The 20,344-nt window shown below is 60.8% G+C and carries 14 protein-coding genes; 12 read left to right on the top strand and 2 right to left on the bottom strand.

Translation table 11 applies throughout. The features are described from left to right. Positions 1-11 precede the first annotated feature (11 nt). The 12 genes from ABWL43_RS29215 to ABWL43_RS29160 all read left to right on the top strand — a co-directional run bounded on the left by ABWL43_RS29215 (position 12) and on the right by ABWL43_RS29160 (position 12,077). Positions 12-482, top strand: a complete 471-nt coding sequence (locus tag ABWL43_RS29215; protein WP_016970692.1) for a F0F1 ATP synthase subunit B — start codon at positions 12-14, stop codon at positions 480-482. A gap of 12 nt (positions 483-494) precedes the next feature. Further along, positions 495-1,031, top strand: coding sequence for a F0F1 ATP synthase subunit delta (locus tag ABWL43_RS29210; RefSeq protein WP_145158401.1), 537 nt, complete (start codon positions 495-497; stop codon positions 1,029-1,031). A 21-nt stretch (positions 1,032-1,052) separates the two neighbouring features. Further along, on the top strand, positions 1,053-2,597 hold the full coding sequence (atpA, locus tag ABWL43_RS29205; protein WP_017135120.1) for a F0F1 ATP synthase subunit alpha: 1,545 nt from the start codon (positions 1,053-1,055) through the stop codon (positions 2,595-2,597). Positions 2,598-2,647: 50 nt separating this feature from the next. Then, positions 2,648-3,508 (top strand): F0F1 ATP synthase subunit gamma, encoded by an 861-nt coding sequence (gene atpG, locus ABWL43_RS29200; protein ID WP_003233565.1) that lies wholly within the window; start codon positions 2,648-2,650, stop codon positions 3,506-3,508. A gap of 27 nt (positions 3,509-3,535) precedes the next feature. Continuing rightward, the gene (atpD, locus tag ABWL43_RS29195; RefSeq protein WP_017135118.1) at positions 3,536-4,912 is read left to right on the top strand and encodes a F0F1 ATP synthase subunit beta; all 1,377 of its coding nucleotides are present in this window, start codon (positions 3,536-3,538) and stop codon (positions 4,910-4,912) included. A 44-nt stretch (positions 4,913-4,956) separates the two neighbouring features. After that, positions 4,957-5,373: a F0F1 ATP synthase subunit epsilon gene (locus ABWL43_RS29190; protein WP_003177061.1), complete on the top strand. Its 417-nt coding sequence runs from the start codon at positions 4,957-4,959 to the stop codon at positions 5,371-5,373. 123 nt (positions 5,374-5,496) lie between these two features. Beyond that, a complete protein-coding gene (glmU, locus tag ABWL43_RS29185) occupies positions 5,497-6,864 on the top strand; it encodes a bifunctional UDP-N-acetylglucosamine diphosphorylase/glucosamine-1-phosphate N-acetyltransferase GlmU (protein WP_404486090.1) in 1,368 nt (455 codons plus the stop codon). Positions 6,865-7,075: 211 nt separating this feature from the next. Beyond that, positions 7,076-7,843 carry a DeoR/GlpR family DNA-binding transcription regulator gene (locus ABWL43_RS29180; RefSeq protein ID WP_106575964.1) on the top strand — a complete coding sequence of 256 codons (768 nt, stop codon included), beginning with the start codon at positions 7,076-7,078 and terminating at the stop codon, positions 7,841-7,843. 9 nt (positions 7,844-7,852) lie between these two features. After that, entirely contained in the window at positions 7,853-9,685 is a 1,833-nt protein-coding gene (glmS, locus tag ABWL43_RS29175; RefSeq protein ID WP_369302785.1) for a glutamine--fructose-6-phosphate transaminase (isomerizing), read from the top strand. Positions 9,686-9,745: 60 nt separating this feature from the next. Beyond that, entirely contained in the window at positions 9,746-10,123 is a 378-nt protein-coding gene (locus ABWL43_RS29170; protein WP_404486087.1) for a hypothetical protein, read from the top strand. A 209-nt stretch (positions 10,124-10,332) separates the two neighbouring features. Beyond that, entirely contained in the window at positions 10,333-10,914 is a 582-nt protein-coding gene (locus tag ABWL43_RS29165) for a LemA family protein (RefSeq protein WP_145158389.1), read from the top strand. After that, positions 10,911-12,077 (top strand): hypothetical protein, encoded by a 1,167-nt coding sequence (locus ABWL43_RS29160; RefSeq protein WP_404486085.1) that lies wholly within the window; start codon positions 10,911-10,913, stop codon positions 12,075-12,077. The genes ABWL43_RS29165 and ABWL43_RS29160 overlap by 4 nt, the downstream gene beginning before the upstream one ends. A gap of 152 nt (positions 12,078-12,229) precedes the next feature. On the opposite strand, the gene pbpC is transcribed toward ABWL43_RS29160, so the two are convergent. Both pbpC and ABWL43_RS29150 read right to left on the bottom strand, forming a co-directional pair. Continuing rightward, entirely contained in the window at positions 12,230-14,527 is a 2,298-nt protein-coding gene (gene pbpC / locus ABWL43_RS29155) for a penicillin-binding protein 1C (protein WP_404486083.1), read from the bottom strand. Beyond that, positions 14,508-20,315, bottom strand: coding sequence for an MG2 domain-containing protein (locus ABWL43_RS29150; RefSeq protein WP_404486081.1), 5,808 nt, complete (start codon positions 20,313-20,315; stop codon positions 14,508-14,510). The genes pbpC and ABWL43_RS29150 overlap by 20 nt, the downstream gene beginning before the upstream one ends. Positions 20,316-20,344: the final 29 nt, after the last annotated feature.

The following is a 20,344-nucleotide window of genomic DNA, read 5'->3' as shown; positions in this document are numbered from 1 at the left end:
GAGGTGTTGGCGTGAACATTAATGCAACCCTGATTGGCCAATCCGTTGCGTTCTTCATTTTTGTAGTGTTTTGCATGAAGTTCGTGTGGCCTCCGGTCATCGCGGCTTTGCACGAACGTCAGAAGAAGATCGCAGACGGCTTGGACGCTGCCACCCGTGCAGCTCGCGACCTGGAGTTGGCCCAAGAGAAAGCGGGTCATCAACTGCGCGAAGCTAAAGCACAGGCAGCTGAAATCATTGAGCAAGCCAAGAAGCGCGGTAACCAGATCGTCGAAGAGGCTGTTGATAAAGCCCGCGTCGAAGCTGACCGTGTGAAGGCTTCGGCTCATGCCGAGATCGAACAGGAACTGAACGGCGTCAAAGACGCGCTGCGTGCCCAACTGGGTGCTCTGGCGGTCGGCGGTGCTGAGAAGATCCTCGGTGCCACAATCGATCAAAACGCGCACGCGGAGCTGGTTAACAAACTGGCTGCTGAAATTTAAGCGAGGGCGATCATGGCAGAACTGACCACGTTGGCCCGACCTTACGCTAAGGCAGCCTTCGAGCACGCCCAGGCCCACCAGCAGCTGGCCTCTTGGTCAGCCATGCTCGGCCTGGCTGCAGCAGTGTCGCAAGACGACACCATGCAGCGCGTGCTCAAGGCCCCGCGCCTGACGAGCGCAGACAAGGCCGCCACTTTTATTGAAGTGTGCGGCGACAAGTTTGATGTGAAAGTGCAGAACTTCATTCACGTCGTTGCCGAAAACGACCGTCTCTCGCTATTGCCGGAGATCGCCGCTCTGTTCGACCTGTACAAGGCCGAAGAAGAGAAGTCGGTAGACGTTGAAGTGACCAGTGCTTTTGCATTGAACCAAGAACAGCAAGACAAACTCGCCAAGGTTCTCAGTGCACGACTCAATCGGGAAGTGCGCCTGCAAGCTTCGGAGGACGCATCCCTGATTGGGGGTGTTGTTATCCGTGCCGGCGACCTGGTTATCGATGGCTCGATTCGCGGCAAAATCGCGAAACTTGCCGAAGCATTGAAATCTTGAGTTTGAAGGGGCAGCAGAGCAATGCAGCAACTCAATCCTTCCGAAATAAGTGAAATTATCAAGGGCCGCATCGACAAGCTCGATGTGACCTCCCAAGCCCGTAACGAAGGCACTGTCGTCAGCGTATCTGACGGCATCGTGCGGATTCACGGTCTGGCCGACGTAATGTACGGCGAGATGATCGAGTTTCCGGGCGGCGTCTACGGTATGGCCCTCAACCTGGAGCAAGACTCCGTAGGTGCCGTTGTATTGGGCGCGTACACCAGTCTGGCTGAAGGCATGAGCGCCAAGTGCACAGGCCGCATCCTGGAAGTTCCGGTTGGTAAGGAACTGCTGGGTCGCGTAGTCGACGCACTGGGTAACCCTGTTGACGGTAAAGGTCCACTGGGCAACACCGAGACCGACGCGGTCGAGAAAGTTGCTCCAGGCGTGATCTGGCGTAAGTCGGTAGACCAGCCTGTACAGACTGGCTACAAGGCTGTCGATGCCATGATTCCGGTCGGCCGTGGCCAGCGTGAGCTGATCATCGGTGACCGTCAGATCGGTAAAACCGCTCTGGCGATCGACGCGATCATCAACCAGAAAGACAGCGGCATTTTCTGCGTCTACGTAGCCATTGGTCAGAAGCAATCGACCATCGCCAACGTGGTTCGCAAGCTGGAAGAAAACGGCGCCCTGGCCAACACGATCATCGTGGCTGCCAGTGCTTCGGAATCTCCTGCGCTGCAATTCCTGGCACCGTACTCCGGTTGCACCATGGGTGAATTCTTCCGCGACCGCGGTGAAGACGCGCTGATCGTTTATGACGATCTGTCCAAGCAAGCAGTGGCTTACCGCCAGATTTCCCTGCTGCTGCGCCGTCCACCAGGCCGTGAAGCTTACCCAGGCGACGTGTTCTATCTCCACTCCCGTCTGCTGGAGCGCGCATCCCGCGTATCCGAAGAGTACGTAGAGAAGTTCACCAACGGCGCAGTGACCGGCAAAACCGGTTCCCTGACCGCACTGCCGATCATCGAAACCCAGGCTGGCGACGTTTCCGCGTTCGTTCCGACCAACGTGATTTCCATCACCGACGGTCAGATCTTCCTGGAATCGGCCATGTTCAACTCCGGGATCCGTCCTGCTGTGAACGCCGGTGTTTCGGTATCCCGTGTGGGTGGTGCCGCTCAGACCAAGATCATCAAGAAGCTCTCCGGTGGTATCCGTACCGCTCTGGCTCAGTACCGTGAACTGGCGGCATTCGCCCAGTTCGCTTCTGACCTGGACGAAGCCACCCGTAAGCAACTTGAGCATGGTCAGCGCGTTACCGAGCTGATGAAGCAGAAGCAATACGCCCCAATGTCGATCGCTGACATGGCGTTGTCGCTGTATGCCGCTGAGCGTGGGTTCCTGACTGACGTCGAAATCACCAAGGTCGGCAGCTTTGAACAAGCGCTGATTGCTTACTTCAACCGCGATCACGCCGACTTGTTGGCCAAGATCAACGTGAAGGGTGACTTCAATGACGAAATCGACGCTGGCATGAAAGCCGGTATCGAGAAGTTCAAGGCCACCCAAACCTGGTAAGCCGCAGCGGGAGCCGCAAGGCTCCCGCTTGCTAACCTGATAGGTGTTACATGGCAGGCGCAAAAGAGATTCGCAGTAAGATTGCGAGCATCAAAAGCACGCAAAAGATTACCAGCGCCATGGAAAAAGTGGCGGTCAGCAAAATGCGCAAGGCACAAATGCGCATGGCTGCTAGCCGTCCTTATGCGGAACGTATCCGCCAGGTAATTGGGCATTTGGCCAACGCCAACCCGGAATACCGCCACCCGTTCATGATCGACCGCGCCGTTAAGCGTGTGGGTTATGTGGTAGTGAGCAGTGACCGTGGTTTGTGCGGTGGTCTGAATACCAACCTGTTCAAGGCCCTGGTCAAGGACATGGCGGTAAACCGCGAAAACGGCGTCGAGATCGATCTGTGTGTTGTTGGTAGCAAGGGTGCGGCCTTTTTCCGTAACTTCGGCGGTAACGTCGTTGCAGCTATCAGCCACCTGGGTGAAGAGCCGTCGATCAATGATTTGATCGGCAGTGTGAAGGTGATGCTGGATGCGTACCTGGAAGGCCGGATTGACCGCCTGTCCGTGGTATCCAACAAGTTCATCAACACCATGACCCAGCAGCCAACCGTGGAGCAATTGATTCCACTGGTGGCGACTCCGGATCAGGAACTCAAGCACCACTGGGACTACCTCTACGAACCAGACGCCAAAGAGCTGCTTGACGGCTTGATGGTGCGCTACGTGGAGTCGCAGGTGTACCAGGCGGTGGTCGAGAACAACGCAGCTGAACAAGCGGCGCGGATGATCGCGATGAAAAACGCTACCGATAACGCCGGTGATCTGATCAGCGATTTGCAGCTGATCTACAACAAGGCGCGTCAGGCTGCGATCACCCAAGAGATCTCGGAAATCGTCGGCGGCGCTGCCGCGGTTTAACGGTTCAAATATTCAGAGGATCCAGCTATGAGTAGCGGACGTATCGTTCAAATCATCGGCGCCGTTATCGACGTGGAATTTCCACGCGACAGCGTACCGAGCATCTACAACGCGCTGAAAGTACAAGGCGCGGAAACTACTCTGGAAGTTCAGCAGCAGCTGGGCGACGGCGTAGTTCGTACCATTGCGATGGGTTCCACCGAAGGCTTGAAGCGCGGTCTGGACGTAGTCGACACTGGCGCAGCCATCTCCGTACCGGTCGGTAAAGCGACCCTGGGCCGGATCATGGACGTACTGGGCAACCCGATTGACGAAGCTGGCCCGATCGACACCGAAGAGCGCTGGGGCATCCACCGTCCAGCACCTTCGTTCGCCGAACAAGCTGGCGGCAACGATCTGCTGGAAACCGGCATCAAGGTTATCGACCTGGTTTGCCCGTTCGCCAAAGGCGGTAAAGTCGGTCTGTTCGGTGGTGCCGGTGTAGGCAAAACCGTAAACATGATGGAACTGATCCGTAACATCGCCATCGAGCACAGCGGTTATTCCGTGTTCGCCGGTGTGGGTGAGCGTACTCGTGAGGGTAACGACTTCTACCACGAGATGAAGGACTCCAACGTTCTGGACAAAGTGGCACTGGTTTACGGTCAGATGAACGAGCCGCCGGGAAACCGTCTGCGCGTAGCACTGACTGGCCTGACCATGGCCGAGAAGTTCCGTGACGAAGGTAACGACGTTCTGCTGTTCGTCGACAACATCTACCGTTACACCTTGGCCGGTACTGAAGTATCCGCACTGCTGGGCCGTATGCCTTCGGCAGTAGGCTACCAGCCGACCCTGGCTGAAGAGATGGGCGTTCTGCAAGAACGTATCACTTCGACCAAAGAAGGTTCGATCACCTCGATCCAAGCGGTATACGTACCTGCGGATGACTTGACTGACCCGTCGCCTGCGACCACCTTCGCCCACTTGGACGCCACCGTCGTTCTGTCCCGTGACATCGCTTCCCTGGGTATCTACCCAGCGGTCGATCCACTCGACTCGACTTCGCGCCAGCTGGACCCGAACGTGATCGGCCAGGAGCACTACGACACCGCTCGCGGCGTTCAGTACGTGCTGCAGCGTTACAAAGAACTGAAGGACATCATTGCGATCCTGGGTATGGACGAGCTGTCGGAAGCCGACAAGCAGTTGGTAAACCGTGCTCGTAAGATCCAGCGCTTCTTGTCGCAGCCGTTCTTCGTGGCTGAAGTCTTCACCGGTGCTTCGGGTAAATACGTTTCCCTGAAAGACACCATTGCTGGCTTCAAAGGCATCCTCAACGGTGACTACGACCACCTGCCAGAACAAGCGTTCTACATGGTCGGCGGCATCGAAGAAGCGATCGAGAAAGCCAAGAAACTGTAATCCCGGCGCCCGGCAACGGGCGCTCATCAGGTTGAGGCAATCAGATGGCTATGACAGTCCATTGCGATATCGTCAGCGCGGAAGGGGAAATCTTCTCCGGTCTGGTAGAAATGGTGATTGCACACGGCGAACTCGGTGACCTGGGTATTGCCATGGGCCACGCGCCGTTGATCACCAGCTTGAAGCCAGGTCCGATCACGCTGACCAAGCAAGGCGGGGAAAAGGAGGTGTTTTACATCTCTGGTGGTTTCCTCGAGGTTCAGCCGAACATGGTCAAGGTACTTGCCGACACCGTGCAACGTGCTGGCGACCTGGATGAAGCCTCCGCTCAGGAAGCCGTCAAGGCTGCCGAGAAGGCCCTGAACGAAAAGGGCGCGGACTTCGACTACAGCGCTGCTGCTGTACGTCTGGCCGAGGCTGCAGCTCAGCTGCGCACGCTCCAGCAGATCCGCAAGAAGTAAGCGGCCCAGCCGTCATGCTTCATGTGCGATTGATTAAAAAGGGTAGCCTCGGCTACCCTTTTTCTTTTTTTGCAAAACACTTCTCTGGTCTGAAGCCGGACCGCCCAGGATTGGTAGCCATTCATGTCTCTTGAAATCGTCATCCTCGCCGCAGGCCAAGGCACTCGCATGCGTTCGGCCCTGCCCAAGGTGCTGCACCCGGTCGCGGGTAATTCCATGCTCGGCCGTGTTATCCACAGCGCCCGGCAACTGGACCCCCAGCGGATTCACGTAGTGATCGGCCACGGCGCCGACGTGGTGCGTGAACGCCTGGCGGCGGATGACCTGAATTTTGTGTTGCAGGACAAACAGCTGGGCACCGGCCACGCCACCGCGCAGGCCGTGCCGTTCATCAGCGCCGACACAGTGCTGATCCTCTACGGCGACGTGCCGTTGATCGAAGTGGAAACCCTGCAACGCCTGCTCAAGCACGTAGTGCCCGGCCAAATGGGTCTGCTCACTGTTGAACTGGATGACCCCACCGGTTATGGCCGCATCGTGCGCAATGCCGACGGCAAGGTTGCGGCCATCGTTGAGCACAAAGATGCCAGCGATGCCCAGCGCGCCATCACTGAAGGCAACACTGGGATTCTCGCGGTGCCGGCCAATAAGCTTGCTGACTGGATGAGCCGCCTGTCCAACAACAACGCCCAGGGCGAGTACTACCTCACTGACGTGATCGAAATGGCCGTGAGTGATGGCCTGCTGGTCGCCACCGAGCAGCCCCACGACCCCATGGAAGTGCAGGGCGCCAACGACCGCAAGCAGCTTGCTGAGCTGGAGCGTCATTACCAGCTGCGCGAAGGCCGCCGTCTCATGGCCCAGGGCGTGACCCTGCGCGATCCGGCGCGCTTCGACGTACGCGGTGAAGTCAGCGTCGGCCGCGACGTGCTGATCGACATCAACGTGATCCTCGAAGGTCGCGTGATCATCGAAGACGACGTAGTGATCGGCCCGAACTGCGTGATCAAGGACAGCACCCTGCGCAAAGGCGTGGTGATCAAAGCCAACAGCCATATCGACGGTGCGGTGATGGGCGAGGGCAGCGATGCTGGCCCATTCGCGCGTTTGCGTCCGGGCAGCGTATTGGGGGCCAGGGCGCATGTGGGTAACTTTGTCGAACTGAAGAACGCGCGCATGGGCGACGACGCGAAGGCCGGCCACCTGGCTTATTTGGGCGATGCGGTGATTGGTGCTCGCAGCAACATCGGTGCGGGTGCGATCACGTGCAACTACGACGGTGCGAACAAGTATCAGACGACGATTGGCGAGGACGTATTCATCGGCTCGAATAACTCGCTGATTGCCCCCGTGACTATCGGCGACGGATCCAACACTGCTGCGGGCTCAACCATCAACCAGGATGTGGATAAGTCTCAACTGGCCGTAGCCCGCGCCCGCCAGCGCAACATCGACGGCTGGAAACGCCCGGTCAAAATCAAAAAGACCTGAGTTATCCACAATCAATGTGGGAGGGGGCTTGCCCCCGATGGCGGTAGATCAGTCAGCTTACGAATCGACTGACACTCTGCTATCGGGGGCAAGCCCCCTCCCACATTTGCGGTGTGGTGGGCTTAAAAATTTTATTCGCCCCGCTTGACGATCTTTCGCCAATAGGTTTTGATTGCCTTCGTTATCTTTCGAAACGAAACTTATCATCACCATGTCGAAACGAAATACTCCCCAACGACGCCACAACATCCTGACCTTGCTCAATGAACAGGGCGAAGTCAGCGTGGACGAATTGGCCAAGCGTTTCGAAACGTCGGAAGTCACCATCCGCAAGGACTTGGCCGCGCTGGAAAGCAATGGCCTGTTGCTGCGCCGCTACGGTGGCGCCATCACCATGCCTCAGGAGCTGGTGGGCGACGCCGCCCAGCCCATCTCGGCTTACAAGCGCGCCATCGCACGTGCGGCCGTGATGCGCTTGCGTGAACACGCGCGCATCATCATCGACAGCGGCAGCACCACCGCCGCCATGATCCCCGAGCTGGGCCATCAGCCCGGCCTGGTGGTGATGACCAATTCCCTGCACGTGGCCAGCGCCTTGAGCGAGCTTGAACACGAACCGGTGCTGCTCATGACCGGCGGCACATGGGACCCGCATTCGGACTCGTTCCAGGGCCAGGTGGCCGAGCAAGTGCTGCGCTCCTACGACTTTGATCAACTGTTCATCGGCGCCGACGGCATCGATCTGCAGCGCGGTACCACCACATTCAACGAACTGCTGGGCCTGAGCCGCGTGATGGCCGAGGTCGCCCGTGAAGTGGTGGTGATGGTCGAGTCCGACAAGATTGGCCGCAAGATTCCCAACCTGGAACTGCCCTGGAGCAGCGTCCATACCCTTATTACCGATGATCGCCTGCCGCTTGAGGCCCGCGACCAGATCCAAGCCCGCGGCATTACGCTGATATGCGCGGCAATCATCTAGGAGAAAACCATGTGTGGAATTGTAGGCGCAGTCGCTGAACGCAACGTCACCGCCATCCTGCTTGAAGGCCTCAAGCGCCTGGAATACCGCGGCTACGACAGCGCCGGTGTGGCGGTCTTTACCAACGCCGGCAAGCTTGAGCGTATGCGTCGCCCGGGCAAGGTCAGTGAACTGGAGCAAGCCCTGCTCGGCGAGCCGCTGGTCGGCCGCCTCGGCATCGCCCACACCCGTTGGGCCACCCACGGTGCGCCATGCGAACGCAACGCGCACCCGCACTTCTCCGGTGACCTGGCAGTGGTGCACAACGGCATCATCGAGAACCACGAAGTGCTGCGCGAGCAGCTCAAAGGCCTGGGCTACGTGTTCACCTCGGACACCGACACCGAAGTCATCGCCCACCTGCTGAACCACAAGCTCAAGGACCTCGGCGACCTGACCGTCGCCCTCAAGGCCACCGTTAAAGAGCTGCACGGCGCCTACGGCCTGGCCGTGGTCAGCGCCAGCCAGCCAGACCGCGTGGTTGCCGCGCGCAGTGGCAGCCCATTGGTGATCGGCCTGGGCCTGGGCGAAAACTTCCTCGCCTCCGACCAGCTGGCGCTGCGCCAGGTGACTGACCGTTTCATGTACCTGGAAGAAGGCGATATCGCCGACATCCGCCGCGAAAGCGTGGCGATCTGGGACGTCAACGGCAACTCCGTCGAACGCGAAGCCGTGCAATACCGTGACGGCGCCGAAGCCGCTGACAAAGGCGAATTCCGCCATTTCATGCTCAAGGAAATCCACGAGCAACCGTCCGTGGTGCAACGCACCCTGGAAGGCCGCCTGAGCCAGAGCCAAGTGCTGGTCAACGCCTTCGGCCCACAAGCTGCCGAGCTGTTCGCCAAAGTGCGCAATGTGCAGATCGTCGCCTGCGGCACCAGCTACCACGCCGGCATGGTTGCGCGTTACTGGCTCGAAGAACTGGCCGGCATCCCGTGCCAGGTCGAAGTCGCCAGCGAGTTCCGCTACCGCAAGGTGGTGGTGCAACCCGACACCCTGTTCGTGACCATCTCCCAGTCCGGCGAAACCGCCGACACCCTGGCGGCCCTGCGCAACGCCAAAGAGCTGGGCTTCCTCGCCAGCCTGGCGATCTGCAACGTCAGCATCAGCTCCCTGGTGCGCGAATCCGACCTGACCCTGCTGACCCAGGCCGGTCGCGAAATCGGCGTGGCTTCCACCAAAGCCTTCACCACCCAGCTGGTTGGCTTGTTGCTGCTCACCCTGTCCCTGGGCCAAGTCCGCGGCACCCTCGCCGAAGGCGTCGAAGCCACGCTGGTCGAAGAACTGCGCCGCCTGCCAACCCGCCTCGGCGAAGCCCTGGCCATGGACAGCACCGTGGAAAAAGTCGCCGAACTGTTCGCCGACAAAAACCACACCCTGTTCCTCGGCCGTGGCGCGCAATACCCGGTAGCGATGGAAGGCTCGCTGAAACTCAAGGAAATCTCCTACATCCACGCCGAAGCCTACCCAGCCGGCGAGCTGAAGCACGGCCCACTGGCCCTGGTGGATGACGACATGCCAGTGGTCACCGTCGCGCCGAACAACGAACTGCTGGAGAAGCTCAAATCCAACCTGCAGGAAGTGCGTGCCCGCGGCGGCCAACTGATCGTGTTCGCCGACGAAAAAGCCGGCATGACCAACGCCGAAGGCACCCACGTCATCAACATGCCGCACATCCACGACACCCTGTCACCGATCCTCTACACCATCCCGCTGCAGTTGCTGTCCTACTACGTTGCCGTGCTCAAGGGCACCGACGTGGACCAGCCGCGTAACCTGGCGAAGTCGGTGACGGTGGAGTAATACGGCACACGCTGGAGGCCCGCACCGGGTCTCCAACTTCCACGCAAGGACGCGACCTCGATGCAACCTGACTTTTCCCAACTGCGCGAACGTTTGAACGATCGCCGCTTTGCGGTAGCGACCAACACCCAAGGGCTTTCCGGCTCGGACACGGTGTTTCATTATCGAGTCGAGGGTGACGCTATTACGGGCACTTACCAGGGTGGCCGCATCCGCACGGGCCAGCAGATCGGGCGCGTGACGGGCTCCAACACTCTCGAGCTTCTATTTCAGTGCCTGACGCTGGACGGTGAGCTGCTTGCCGGGTGGTCACGCGGCACGGTCGGCGTGAATCACGCCGGGCTTACCACGCTGGCGTTCGAGTGGGGGTGGTTGTCGGGCGCGACGGGTGGCGGGACATCCAGCTACATCGAGATGGCGGCACCAGAACCCCGGTAATCGGGGTTTTTTATGCGCGCTGTTTCGGGCGTTGTAAGGATCAGATCGTTAGCTTCACCGACAAGATTTTCCCCGTGGAAGTGGAAAACCAGCTGATCCTGTACCCCTAACGACCTCCTGTCGAATCTGTGCGCTACTGCCGGGCGCGCCGTCAGGCTTTACCCCTAGAATGCCTCCCTGTGGATAACTCAGCCAGGGACGCCTTCACCATGAATATCGAACTGCTAATCGCCGGCATCGTCGTGCTGATCATTGTCGTGGGCGTGATCGGCTGGATGGTCGGGGTCTACAACGGCCTGGTCATGCGGCGTAACGATGTGGATAAGGCGTTCGCCAACATTGACGTGCTGCTCAAGCAACGGGCCGACCAGATCCCCGACCTGATGCGCGTGGTGCAGACCGCCATGAACCACGAGAACGCGCTGTTTACGCGGCTGAGCGATGCGCGTAACCAATACTTGAATGCCAGCAGCCTCAACGACAAGGTCGATGCGTCCAATCAGCTCAATGCCGCGCTCAAATCGGTGATTGCGGTGGCGGAGAGTTATCCGGCGTTGATCTCCGGGCCGAACATGGTCGAGTTGCAGCAGGCCATTTCGGCCGTGGAAGAGCGCATTGCCGACCGGCGTGAGTTCTTTAACGAGTCGGTCAACCTCTACAACATCGCCATCGCGGTGTTCCCCGACCTGTTCTTTGCGCGAATGCTCAGCTATCAGCGTATTCCGTTGCTGGCGATCAGCGCCGAAGAAACCCGCTACGAAGGCGTGAAGCTTGAGGTGCCGGGGGCATGAAAACCACCCAGGCAGGCGTCGTCGCGAAGAAACCCAAGTGGAAAACCGCGTTGGCGCTGGTGTTGCTCGCAGGCTTCATCAGCTTGATTGCTTACGCACCGCACATTTTTATCGCGCTGTTTTTCCCCGTGGGCATTCTGGTCGGCCTGCTGCTCAGCTTCGGGCCCAGTTTCTATAAAACCGAACAGCGGCTGGCCACCAGCCAGATTCGCTCTCTGGCGATGGGCTTGGTGGAAGTGCGCGGCAAAGTGATTGCCGACAAAACCCAGCTGTCGCCGGTGAATGGCAAGCCGTGCGTGGGCTATGTCTGGGTTGTCGAGGACGGCAAGAAAGACGACGACGGGCGCTGGAGCTGGAGCCGGGTATCTGGCGAGGCGCGCTGCAATGACTTTCGCCTGCAGGATGCAACGGGTGAGATCCGCGTGATCGCCGAAGGCATTGATCTGTTCGGCAATAAGGCCCCCGACGACTACGAACTCGTCGGCAGTTCCCGACGCCAAGGCGAGATCCTGCTGGTCCAGGACCTGGACGTGATGCTGATTGGCGATGCTTGTGAGCGCGACGGCAAACCTGCGATTGCCCAAGGCAAACAGCGCAACGCGGTGTTCGGCCTGGCGCTGACCCAGGATGTGGAAAACACTCGCGTGCTGGCGCCGCTATGGCGTGCCGGTGGTTTCTATGCGGCCGTGGTCGGGATGATCGGCGTGGGCATCATGGCCATGACGCCCGCGCATTTCGCCCAACTGCATTTACCCGGTCCCGACACGTATCAGCAAATGGAGCCACTGGGCCCCGTGTATCGGCTGCTGGCCTGGCTGTACCGCGAGGGCGGTTTCCCGATTCCGTTCATGGCGGCGTTTGGTTTTTTCCTGACGATCATCGTGGTGATGATGGCGACCCGGCTGGTGCTGCCCAAAGGCATGCGCCTGGCGGTGGGTCGGGTGCTGGGTGCGTGGATGGGATTGGGCATGGTCATCGGCGGCGTGGTCACGCTGCTGCTGTTCGTGGCTCAGGTGGATACCTTGAAGCTGTTTCTGGTGTGGATGCTGATCCTGCTCGGCACATTGGTGTTTTCGATCTTCGAGCAACGCAAGCTGGGTGCGGCGTACAACCATTTTGCCAAGAGCGCAGGCAAAGCCAGTTTCGGCGATGAAGACGCCTGATCAGGGCGTCGCGCAGGAGATCAAATGTGGGAGCGGGCTTGCCCGCGAAAGCGGTGGGTCAGTCAACATCACTGTTTGCTGGGCCACCGTCTTCGCGGGCAAGCCCGCTCCCACAGGGGGGATCTGCGCTTATCCAGCCAAGTACCTTGTGATCACGGCACAAACTCCACCTTCAACCCCCGGCTCGCACTGCGGCCTTGATCATCACTGACCCGCAACCGGTATTCGCCCGACTTGCCCGGCCGCCAGTTCAACGTGGTTTGCGGCGGGCCTTGGCCGATCAGCGTCTGGTCGGCAAACCAGTACAGCGTGGTTGCGTCGCTGGCCGCGTTGGCATTGAGCGGGATACTTTCCTGCGGCTGGGACAGTCGCAACTGGTAGCTCACCTGGGTCAGCGGCGAGCGAATCTGCGGGGCTTCGCTCTGATCGCTGACGCGGTTGGGCTGGCAATTTTTCATCACATTAGGCGGCGTGCGCCGGGGCAGGCCGGCGGCGCGATACAGGCGCTGCACATCGCTTGGCCAGAATTCGAAGACTTCTTCACGGGTGTATTGCGCATCGAATGGCGGGCACGCGGCCTTGCCAGTGCGGGTGTCGATCAACACCGGGCGGTGCAGGTTCGACACACGAATCGGCGACACGCCGGGGATGTACCAGGTCTTGCGGGTTTGCGGGCACCAGCGGTTGGGCAACTCACCGGAAGCGGCACACACGTCGATGCGCACCAACCCGGCGGGTGGTTTGTCAGGTTTTATCACCACGTTGGGCAGCGCCAGCGGCAGGGCGTCAGCGATGCGAAAGAACAACGGCGCAGCGGTCTTGGCGCCGATAAACGCAGGGTTCGGTCGACCATCGAAATTACCCACCCACACCACCAGCACGTACGGCCCGACCAGGCCGGCGCTCCACGCATCGTGAAACCCCCACGAGGTGCCGGTTTTCCACGCGGTGCGCCAATGGCGGCTCGGCAAGCCATCCGGCCGTGGGTTGCGGCGCAACATATCGCGCACCATAAACGCGGCCTGCGGCGTGAGCAGTTGCGGCCCAGTGGATGGCGGCTGTTCCTGCAAATACCGTAACGGCCGCAGATGCCCGTCACCGGCCAGCATCACATACAGCCGCGCCAGCTCCTCGGGCGTCATCTCACCACCGCCGAGGGCCAACGCCAGGCCGTAATGGCTTTCGCCGCGCAGGCCCTGGATGCCGGCGCGTTGTAGCAAACCATACAGCGAGGGTGATTTGACTTGGCTGGCCAGCCACACCGCCGGGATATTGCGACTACGGATCAAAGCATCCCGCGCTGTCAGCGGCCCGATAAAACTGCCGTCGAAATTTTCCGGCTGGAAGTAGCCGAAGTTGCTCGGCAAATCCTTGAGGATGCTCATGGGGTGGATCACACCCTGATCCAGCGCCAGCCCATACAGAAACGGCTTGAGGGTCGACCCCGGCGAGCGCCGCGCCAACACGCCGTTGACCTGCCCGTGAATGCTTGTGGATAAGTAATCCGCCGAGCCCACCAGTGCTTTTACGCTCTGGTCGCGGCTGTCGATCAGGATCGCTGTGGCGTTCTCCACGCCTGTGCTGCGCCGCTCGGCGATAAAGCCGGTAATCAGGCGCTCGAGCAGTTGCTGAAGCGGCAGGTTGAGCGTGCTGTTCAGCTCGTTGCCGGTCTGGGACGCCAGCAACTGTTCGCTCAGGTGCGGCGCCAGAAACGGGATTTGCTGGCGGTTGCGCGCCTCCAGTGGCAAGTCCAGCAAGCTGTCGTTTCGTGGGTCGTGTGGATAAGTCTCGCGCCAGTCGGCCATCAGGCGTAGCCGCGCGTTTTGCAGCGAGGGCCCGAAGCGCGCGCGTCGCCCCGGTTGCTGGGGAATCACCGCCAGCGCCAGTGCTTCGGACAACGACAACTGAGCTGCCGATTTGCCAAAGTAAATGCGACTGGCCGCCTCGGCGCCTTCGATATTGCCGCCCATGGGCGCCAGGTTCAGGTAGGCCTCGAGGATGTCGTGCTTGCTGTATCGCGCCTCCAGCCATAACGCCAAGGCCATCTGCTGCAACTTGCCCGGCACTTGGCGGGTGTTCAAATCCCACAAGCGCCGCGCCAGTTGCATGCTCAAGGTCGAACCGCCCTGGCGTTGGCCGCCGCTATAGGTGGCCAACGCCGCGCGCAGCAACGCCGGGGGATTGATCCCCGGGTGCCAATAAAAATTGCGGTCTTCCTTGAGCAGCAACGCCTCGACCAGTGACGGCGACATGCGCGCAAGCGGCAGCCACAACCGGTATTGGCCGTCATCCGCCAACGTCATGCGCAGCAGCGCGCCGTCGTCGGCCAACACCACCCGCGACGAGGTGACGGCCTGTTCCAGCGGGGCGTGCGGCCACAACCGCAAGCCCACCAGCACCACCGCCGCTGCCAGCAGCGGCGTCAGGCGTTTAAGGCTTGGTAATTTCAAGCTGGCCTACTTTGCCGCGCCCTTGCAGGGTGGTTTCGTACATCCCTTCGGCGTAGGCCGGTGGCGTGTTGAAGGTGCCGGCGTTGGTGGCGCGCACGCGGTAGACGAAAGTGCCCACATCGCGCAGCGCGGTGCCGTACAGCACCACCCGATCATCACGCACGTCCACGTAGTCCGGCTGCCAGTTGCTCAGCTCGGTTTCGCCGATAGGCGCCTGCCAGGCATCCGCTTCATCCCCGTCGGCGGTTTCCACGTACTCCGAATCGTCGCCTTCACTTTCATCGGCGCTGGCGGTTTCCGGCTCCGGCGGCAAGTTATACACAGGCTCGACGCCGCCGGGCAGCAGGTCGACCACGGCCACTTGTTGCACTTGGTCGCGGTCGGTCGCACGCAGGCGCAGACGCACCAGGAACTCATCGCCCACCGCCACTTTGCTCACCGGCTCGCCTTTGAGGTCGAGGTATTCGTGGATGATTTCCAAGCCATTGTTGATCGGCTTGAGCTTGGCGCCCTTGTCGAAACCGGCCTCGCTGAGCATGTAGAACGCGGCCGGGCCGTCGGTTTTTTCCATCACCAGTTTTTGCGTGGCACCCGGCACGGCGGCGCGTGGCGGTTGACCGGCCATTTCCAGCAGTTGCTGCTGCTTGTCGCCCAGCCAGGCGGTGGCTTTGAGGGTCATGTCGCTTTGCGCACGCTGGCCATAATTGTCCAGGGCACGCAGCAGCAGAGCGGCCGACAGCGAGTTGTAGCGTTGCTCATTAAGACGCTTGCCGAGCTTATCCAGCAAGGCTGCTGGTACATCGTCCAGCAACTCAGGGAAGTGGCGCGCCAGCAGGTGCAGGTGTTCGGCGTCGTGCACCAGCGGGTCGTAATACAGGCCGTCGCTGTCCCACTTATCCACAAGGGAGCGCCATGGGATTTTGCGGAACAGCGTATCGGCCTGGCGGTCCTGCTTGAGCAGCTTGTAGCTGGCGGCCAGGTAAGCGGCGCCCAGGTCGTTCTGCCAGGTGTCTTTGAAGTAACTCTCGTAGCGCTCGCGGATATCGCTCAAGGCGCCGCTTACCAGAATTCCCTGACGGCTCAGCAGGTAACTGGCGTAGGCGCGGTTGCGCAATTCCGACAGGCCTTCGCTCGGGCCGTTGGCCAGTTCTGTCAGGTAGGCGTTGGAGCGCACCAGCAAATCTTCCGGCACCGGCAGCCCACGCTCCTTGGCTTCGATCAGGAAGTCGGTGGCGTACAGGCTGGCGTACGGCGCCACGTCCGGGTTGGCCGCCCACAAACCGAAGCCGCCGGCCTGGTTCTGACGCTGGCGCAACATACGCACTGCGCTGGTGAACGCTTGCTCGGCCTCGGGCGCCGTGCCGCCCCAGATCAACGCCGGCATGGCCTTGGACACCAATTGCTCGGTGCAGGCATAGCCATAGTCATCCAGGTAATGCTTGAGGCCGTTGGCCCACACCAGCGGCGAGGCCGCCACGCCCAGTTGCACGTCGCGCAGCTGGCTGAACAGCTCGCGCGTTGGCTTGAGCTCTTTGCTGGCGCTGTCGAAACGACCCAGGCTCAGGGCCACGCGATGTTCGCTCAGCGGGCGGATCGAGGTGGTTTCTGCTACCTGGATGCGTTTGCCATCCGGCAGCACGGCGATAAAGCGCAGGTCCGCCGAACCGAGGGTTTCGCCGACCTTGATCTTGAACTCGGCGGTGCCTTCCTTGCGCGGCTGCAATGACAAGGTGCTGCCTTTGTCGCCCTGCACGGTGAGGCCGTCGCTGGTCTGCACTTCAAACTTCACATCGGCCGCCGCGTCGAGGTTGCTGAACACGCCAGCGCTCACGTTGAATACATCCCCCGGCGCGACAAAAGCCGGTACGTTCGGTGTGATCACGATCGGCCCACGCACCTCGGTGTTGGCCTCGCTCACACCGACGCTGTCGGCATCCACCGCCACCGCAAACAGGTGCAGCTTGCCGTTGAAGCTGTCCGGAACTTGGTAATGCAGCACGGTTTCACCGGCCGGCAGGTCCACCAGCCCGGACCACCACGCCACGGGCGGCTGATGTTTACGCTTGAACGGGTTGAGGTGGTTGGCCAGGGCGCCTTCCGTATCGCCACCGGGCGCCGCCCCACTGAGCAAGCGGCTGAATTCCGGCAGGATCAGGTCAAGAATCTGACTGGTACCGACCTCCAGTGCGCGCTTCTGGAAGAAGAAACCCAACGGGTCTGGCGTCTGGTAGCGCGCCACTTGCAGAATGCCTTCGTCCACCGCGTAGACCACCGCGCGGCCTGGGCGGTCGGCGGTGACCTTGATGTCCAGGGTTTGCCCCGGCTCGATCTTCGCCGGGCCTTCGACCTTCAGCGCCATGCGCCGCGCATCGAGGTTGATGCTGAACGGCACCACGCCGTAGGACAGCGGGCTCATATAAACCTCGGACGAGCCAATGTCGCGCACAAACTGCACGTTGACGTAGGCATTGCCCTCAAGGCCTGCAGGCACGCGGATATGTTGCACGCTGTTGGTGCTGTCGGCCTTGAACCATTGCTGGGTGTAAACCTTGTCGCGCTCGATGGTGATCAAACCCGCGCCGGTGTACGGCGCGCGGATGCTGATCGCAATCTCATCGCCGGTGGCGTAGCTGCGTTTATCCAGGCGCAGCTGCAACTCGGCGTTACGCTCCAGGGAGCGCGACGTGTTGCCACGTCCGGCCACGCTGTAGTCGATCTGGTTGAGCAGGTTGCCGTTGGCATCCTTGAGTTGCAGGGTGAAATCGCCCGGCGTGCCGGTGTTCAGGGTCTGCTTGGCGCCGTCCTTGGTCATCGTCAATGGCGAGGCGGGCTGGCTGATGTTCTTGATGCGTGACTCGTATTTGTAGGTGCCGTTGGACTGTTTCACCAGCACCGACACATAACGGTGCTCGACCACTTCACTGGTCAAGCCGTCCACCGCCAATGGCGTGAGGTCCGGCGCGACGGCCAGCCACTGCACCTGACGCGGGGCGTCCTTGGCGACGTACGACAGCGAATCCTGACTTTTCACACCCACCAGATAAGGCGCGGACGACACCAGCAGCGCACTTTGCGCCGTCACATTACGCCCACCTTCAGCCTCGAACACCTGGGTCATAACCTGCAGGCGATAGGTGCTGTTGGCGAAGCGTTGCAGGTTAAGGTCGAGCACGGCCTGGCCGTTGTCGTCGACGGTGGTTTCGGCGAGGTCTTCGGTGCTGGCGTCTTCCAACGAGTTGTTGAGGCGGAAGCGGTAATCGGGATAACGGTCGAAGGCCGCAAGCGTCGGGCTCAAGGACATCTTCGCCGTCACCCGGCGGCCAGCTGCCGGGGCGCCGAACAAGTGCATTGCAGTGACTTTGGCCACCACCTGGTCCGGTGGAATCCAGCCCAATACGGGCGTGTCGTGCAGGCTCAGGCTGACCTTCATGCGGTCCGGCTCGAAATCGCGGACTTTGAAACTGACACTGCCCAGGTCGGTGCGGGTGTTTTTCTCGCCAATCAACTGCAAGGTCGCGGTGTAATCGCCTGCGGGGGCGACTTCGCTGCTGGGGAAATCAAAGGTTTCAAAACCGCTGGTGGATAACTTCAGGGGTTGGCGAATCACTTCCAGGCCGCGCGGGTCGGTGATTTGCAGCTCCACCGGCAGGCCTTGCAGGGCGCCTTTCCAGTTGCCGCTGCGCACGATCATGCCCAAGTGCGCAGTCTCGCCAGGGCGATACAGGCCGCGGTCGGTAAACAGGTAGGCGCTGAGGCGATCAATCGCGCCGTCTTCTTCCAATCCGCCTACGTCAAAGCGCGACAAATCCAGCTGCTGCGACTGGCGGGCAATCGGCAGGAAGGACTGGTCATTGCCGCGAGTGACTACATACATCAGCGGCGTTTTCTCACGGCGCAGTTCATCCAGCTTGGCGAAATGCGCATGGCCTTCGGTGTCGGTACGGCCACTGCTGACCGGCAGGCCGTTGCGACCAATGATGTCGACCTGTGCGTCGGCCACCGGCGAACCATTGCCGATCGACTGCACGTACACATCATGGCTGCCGTCGCTGGAACGCTTGGCGATGATGCCCAGGTCAGTCACCACGATAAAGCGCAGGTCGCTGGTACTGCTGCGGTCGTACTCGAACGTGCGTTCTGCAGGGTCATCCTGAGGGCTGAGCTTGAGCACGAAAATGCCACGACGCCCGCCGTTGGCGGTGAGGTAATGGCTCAGGTCGACGTTGTCGTAGACGGTTTTTGCCGGGTCATTGGACGACAGCGGAATATCCAGCGACTGGCGCTCGACCATCCGATCAAAGTATTCGTTGCCGAAATTGGGCCGGGCAAAACTGCCGCTGCTCTGGTCCACCAGGTGTTGCAACTGGTTGGGCAGCAGCCGGGCGATTTCCACATGGGCGCCGGGCACGCCACGGGCCATGAAGCCCAGGCGTTTTTCACCGTTGAGGCTCAGCAGCGCGCCGTTGGACAGGAACTGCAGCGTGCGCGGATACGCCGGCATGCTGATCAACGAGGCCGTAGGGTTTTTCGCCAGATAGCCACCGATGGCTTCCAGGTTGGCGGGCACGCGCACATACAGCGCGCGACCGGCCGGGGCCTTGAACTTGAACGCGTGCAGGGTATTCAACGGCTCGACGCTGGGCACATGGGTCAGGACGACCTTGGTGCTGCGGGCGAGCAGGGCGTCGTCGATGTCGTTGCTGGTATAGGGGCGGGTGTCGTCCTGGGCTTTTTCCGGCAGCAGCCACGCCTGGACCTTACCGGCAATGGTGTCATCGGCCACGGCGCTGGAGCTGCTGAACATCAGCACCGGTTCCGGTTCACCGCGTTCATTGTCGACAAAGCTGACGTCGGCGCCGGTAAAGGTCAGGCGATAACGGCCGGGCACGATGACTTCCGACACCAGCGGCGCGGTGCTGGCGTTGCCACCGTCGCGGGCCTTGATGCCTTCGTCGAGCCTGGCGCTGACCGGCGTGCTTTCCAGTGGCGTGGCGAGGGCGGCGGAGCGTACGTAGGCGTTGAGCTTGTTATCGTCGAAGGTGATTTCCGGGCGGTTGGGCAACTGCGCGTCGCGGTAGGCCAGGCCTTTGCCGAGGGTCACAGACACGCGCTTGCGCAGGTTGTCTTCATCCACCGGGTGGGAAAAGTGGAAGGTCGCGACCAGCTGTTTCAGCGTCGGGTTGGACGGGTCTTGATACAGCTCGTTTTGTGCCAGGGTGGCGCGGAATGGCTGGGTGGAAAACTGGCTGCTGTACTGGCTGAGCAACACGCCGTCGGCCAGGAGGTTTTTCTTCGCCAGGTCCAACGTGTAGTGGGCGTCTACTGGCCAGTCTTTTTCTGGCACGAACAGTAAAGTGTGGTCATCGGACCAGCGCCAGGCGCCTGCCACGTTGGGTTTGAGGGTGATGCCCTCAGTCACCGGTTTGCCAATCGCCGCCAAGGGGGCCACGGATTCGGCGAAACGCACCTGCAAGTTATCCACCACCGGCGGTTGCTGGGTGTAATCCGTCAGGTTCGGTTTGTGCAACGAATAACCAACGGTGTGCGGCTGCGGCAGGTTTGAATACCAATGCCAGCCATAGAATCCGGCGCCAGCCAGTAAAACGAGGCCCAACACCCCGGCGCCGGCCTGGCGCGGATAGGCGCGAGCGTTGCGGCCCAGGTTCGCAAGGCCTCGGCCGATGGCGCGCAGCCAGAAAGGCGGCTGCCATTGGCCGAACAGGGCACTCACCACCGTGGTTAACAGGCCGAGAAAACGGCGGCTGATCGCTTTCAACGCATCGAACATGGTGAGCATCCCTGGCTAAGTGCGGCGTA

Source organism: Pseudomonas sp. HT11, from assembly GCF_044875395.1.
Taxonomy (GTDB): domain Bacteria; phylum Pseudomonadota; class Gammaproteobacteria; order Pseudomonadales; family Pseudomonadaceae; genus Aquipseudomonas.
This window is presented reverse-complemented; position numbering and strand designations above follow the sequence as displayed.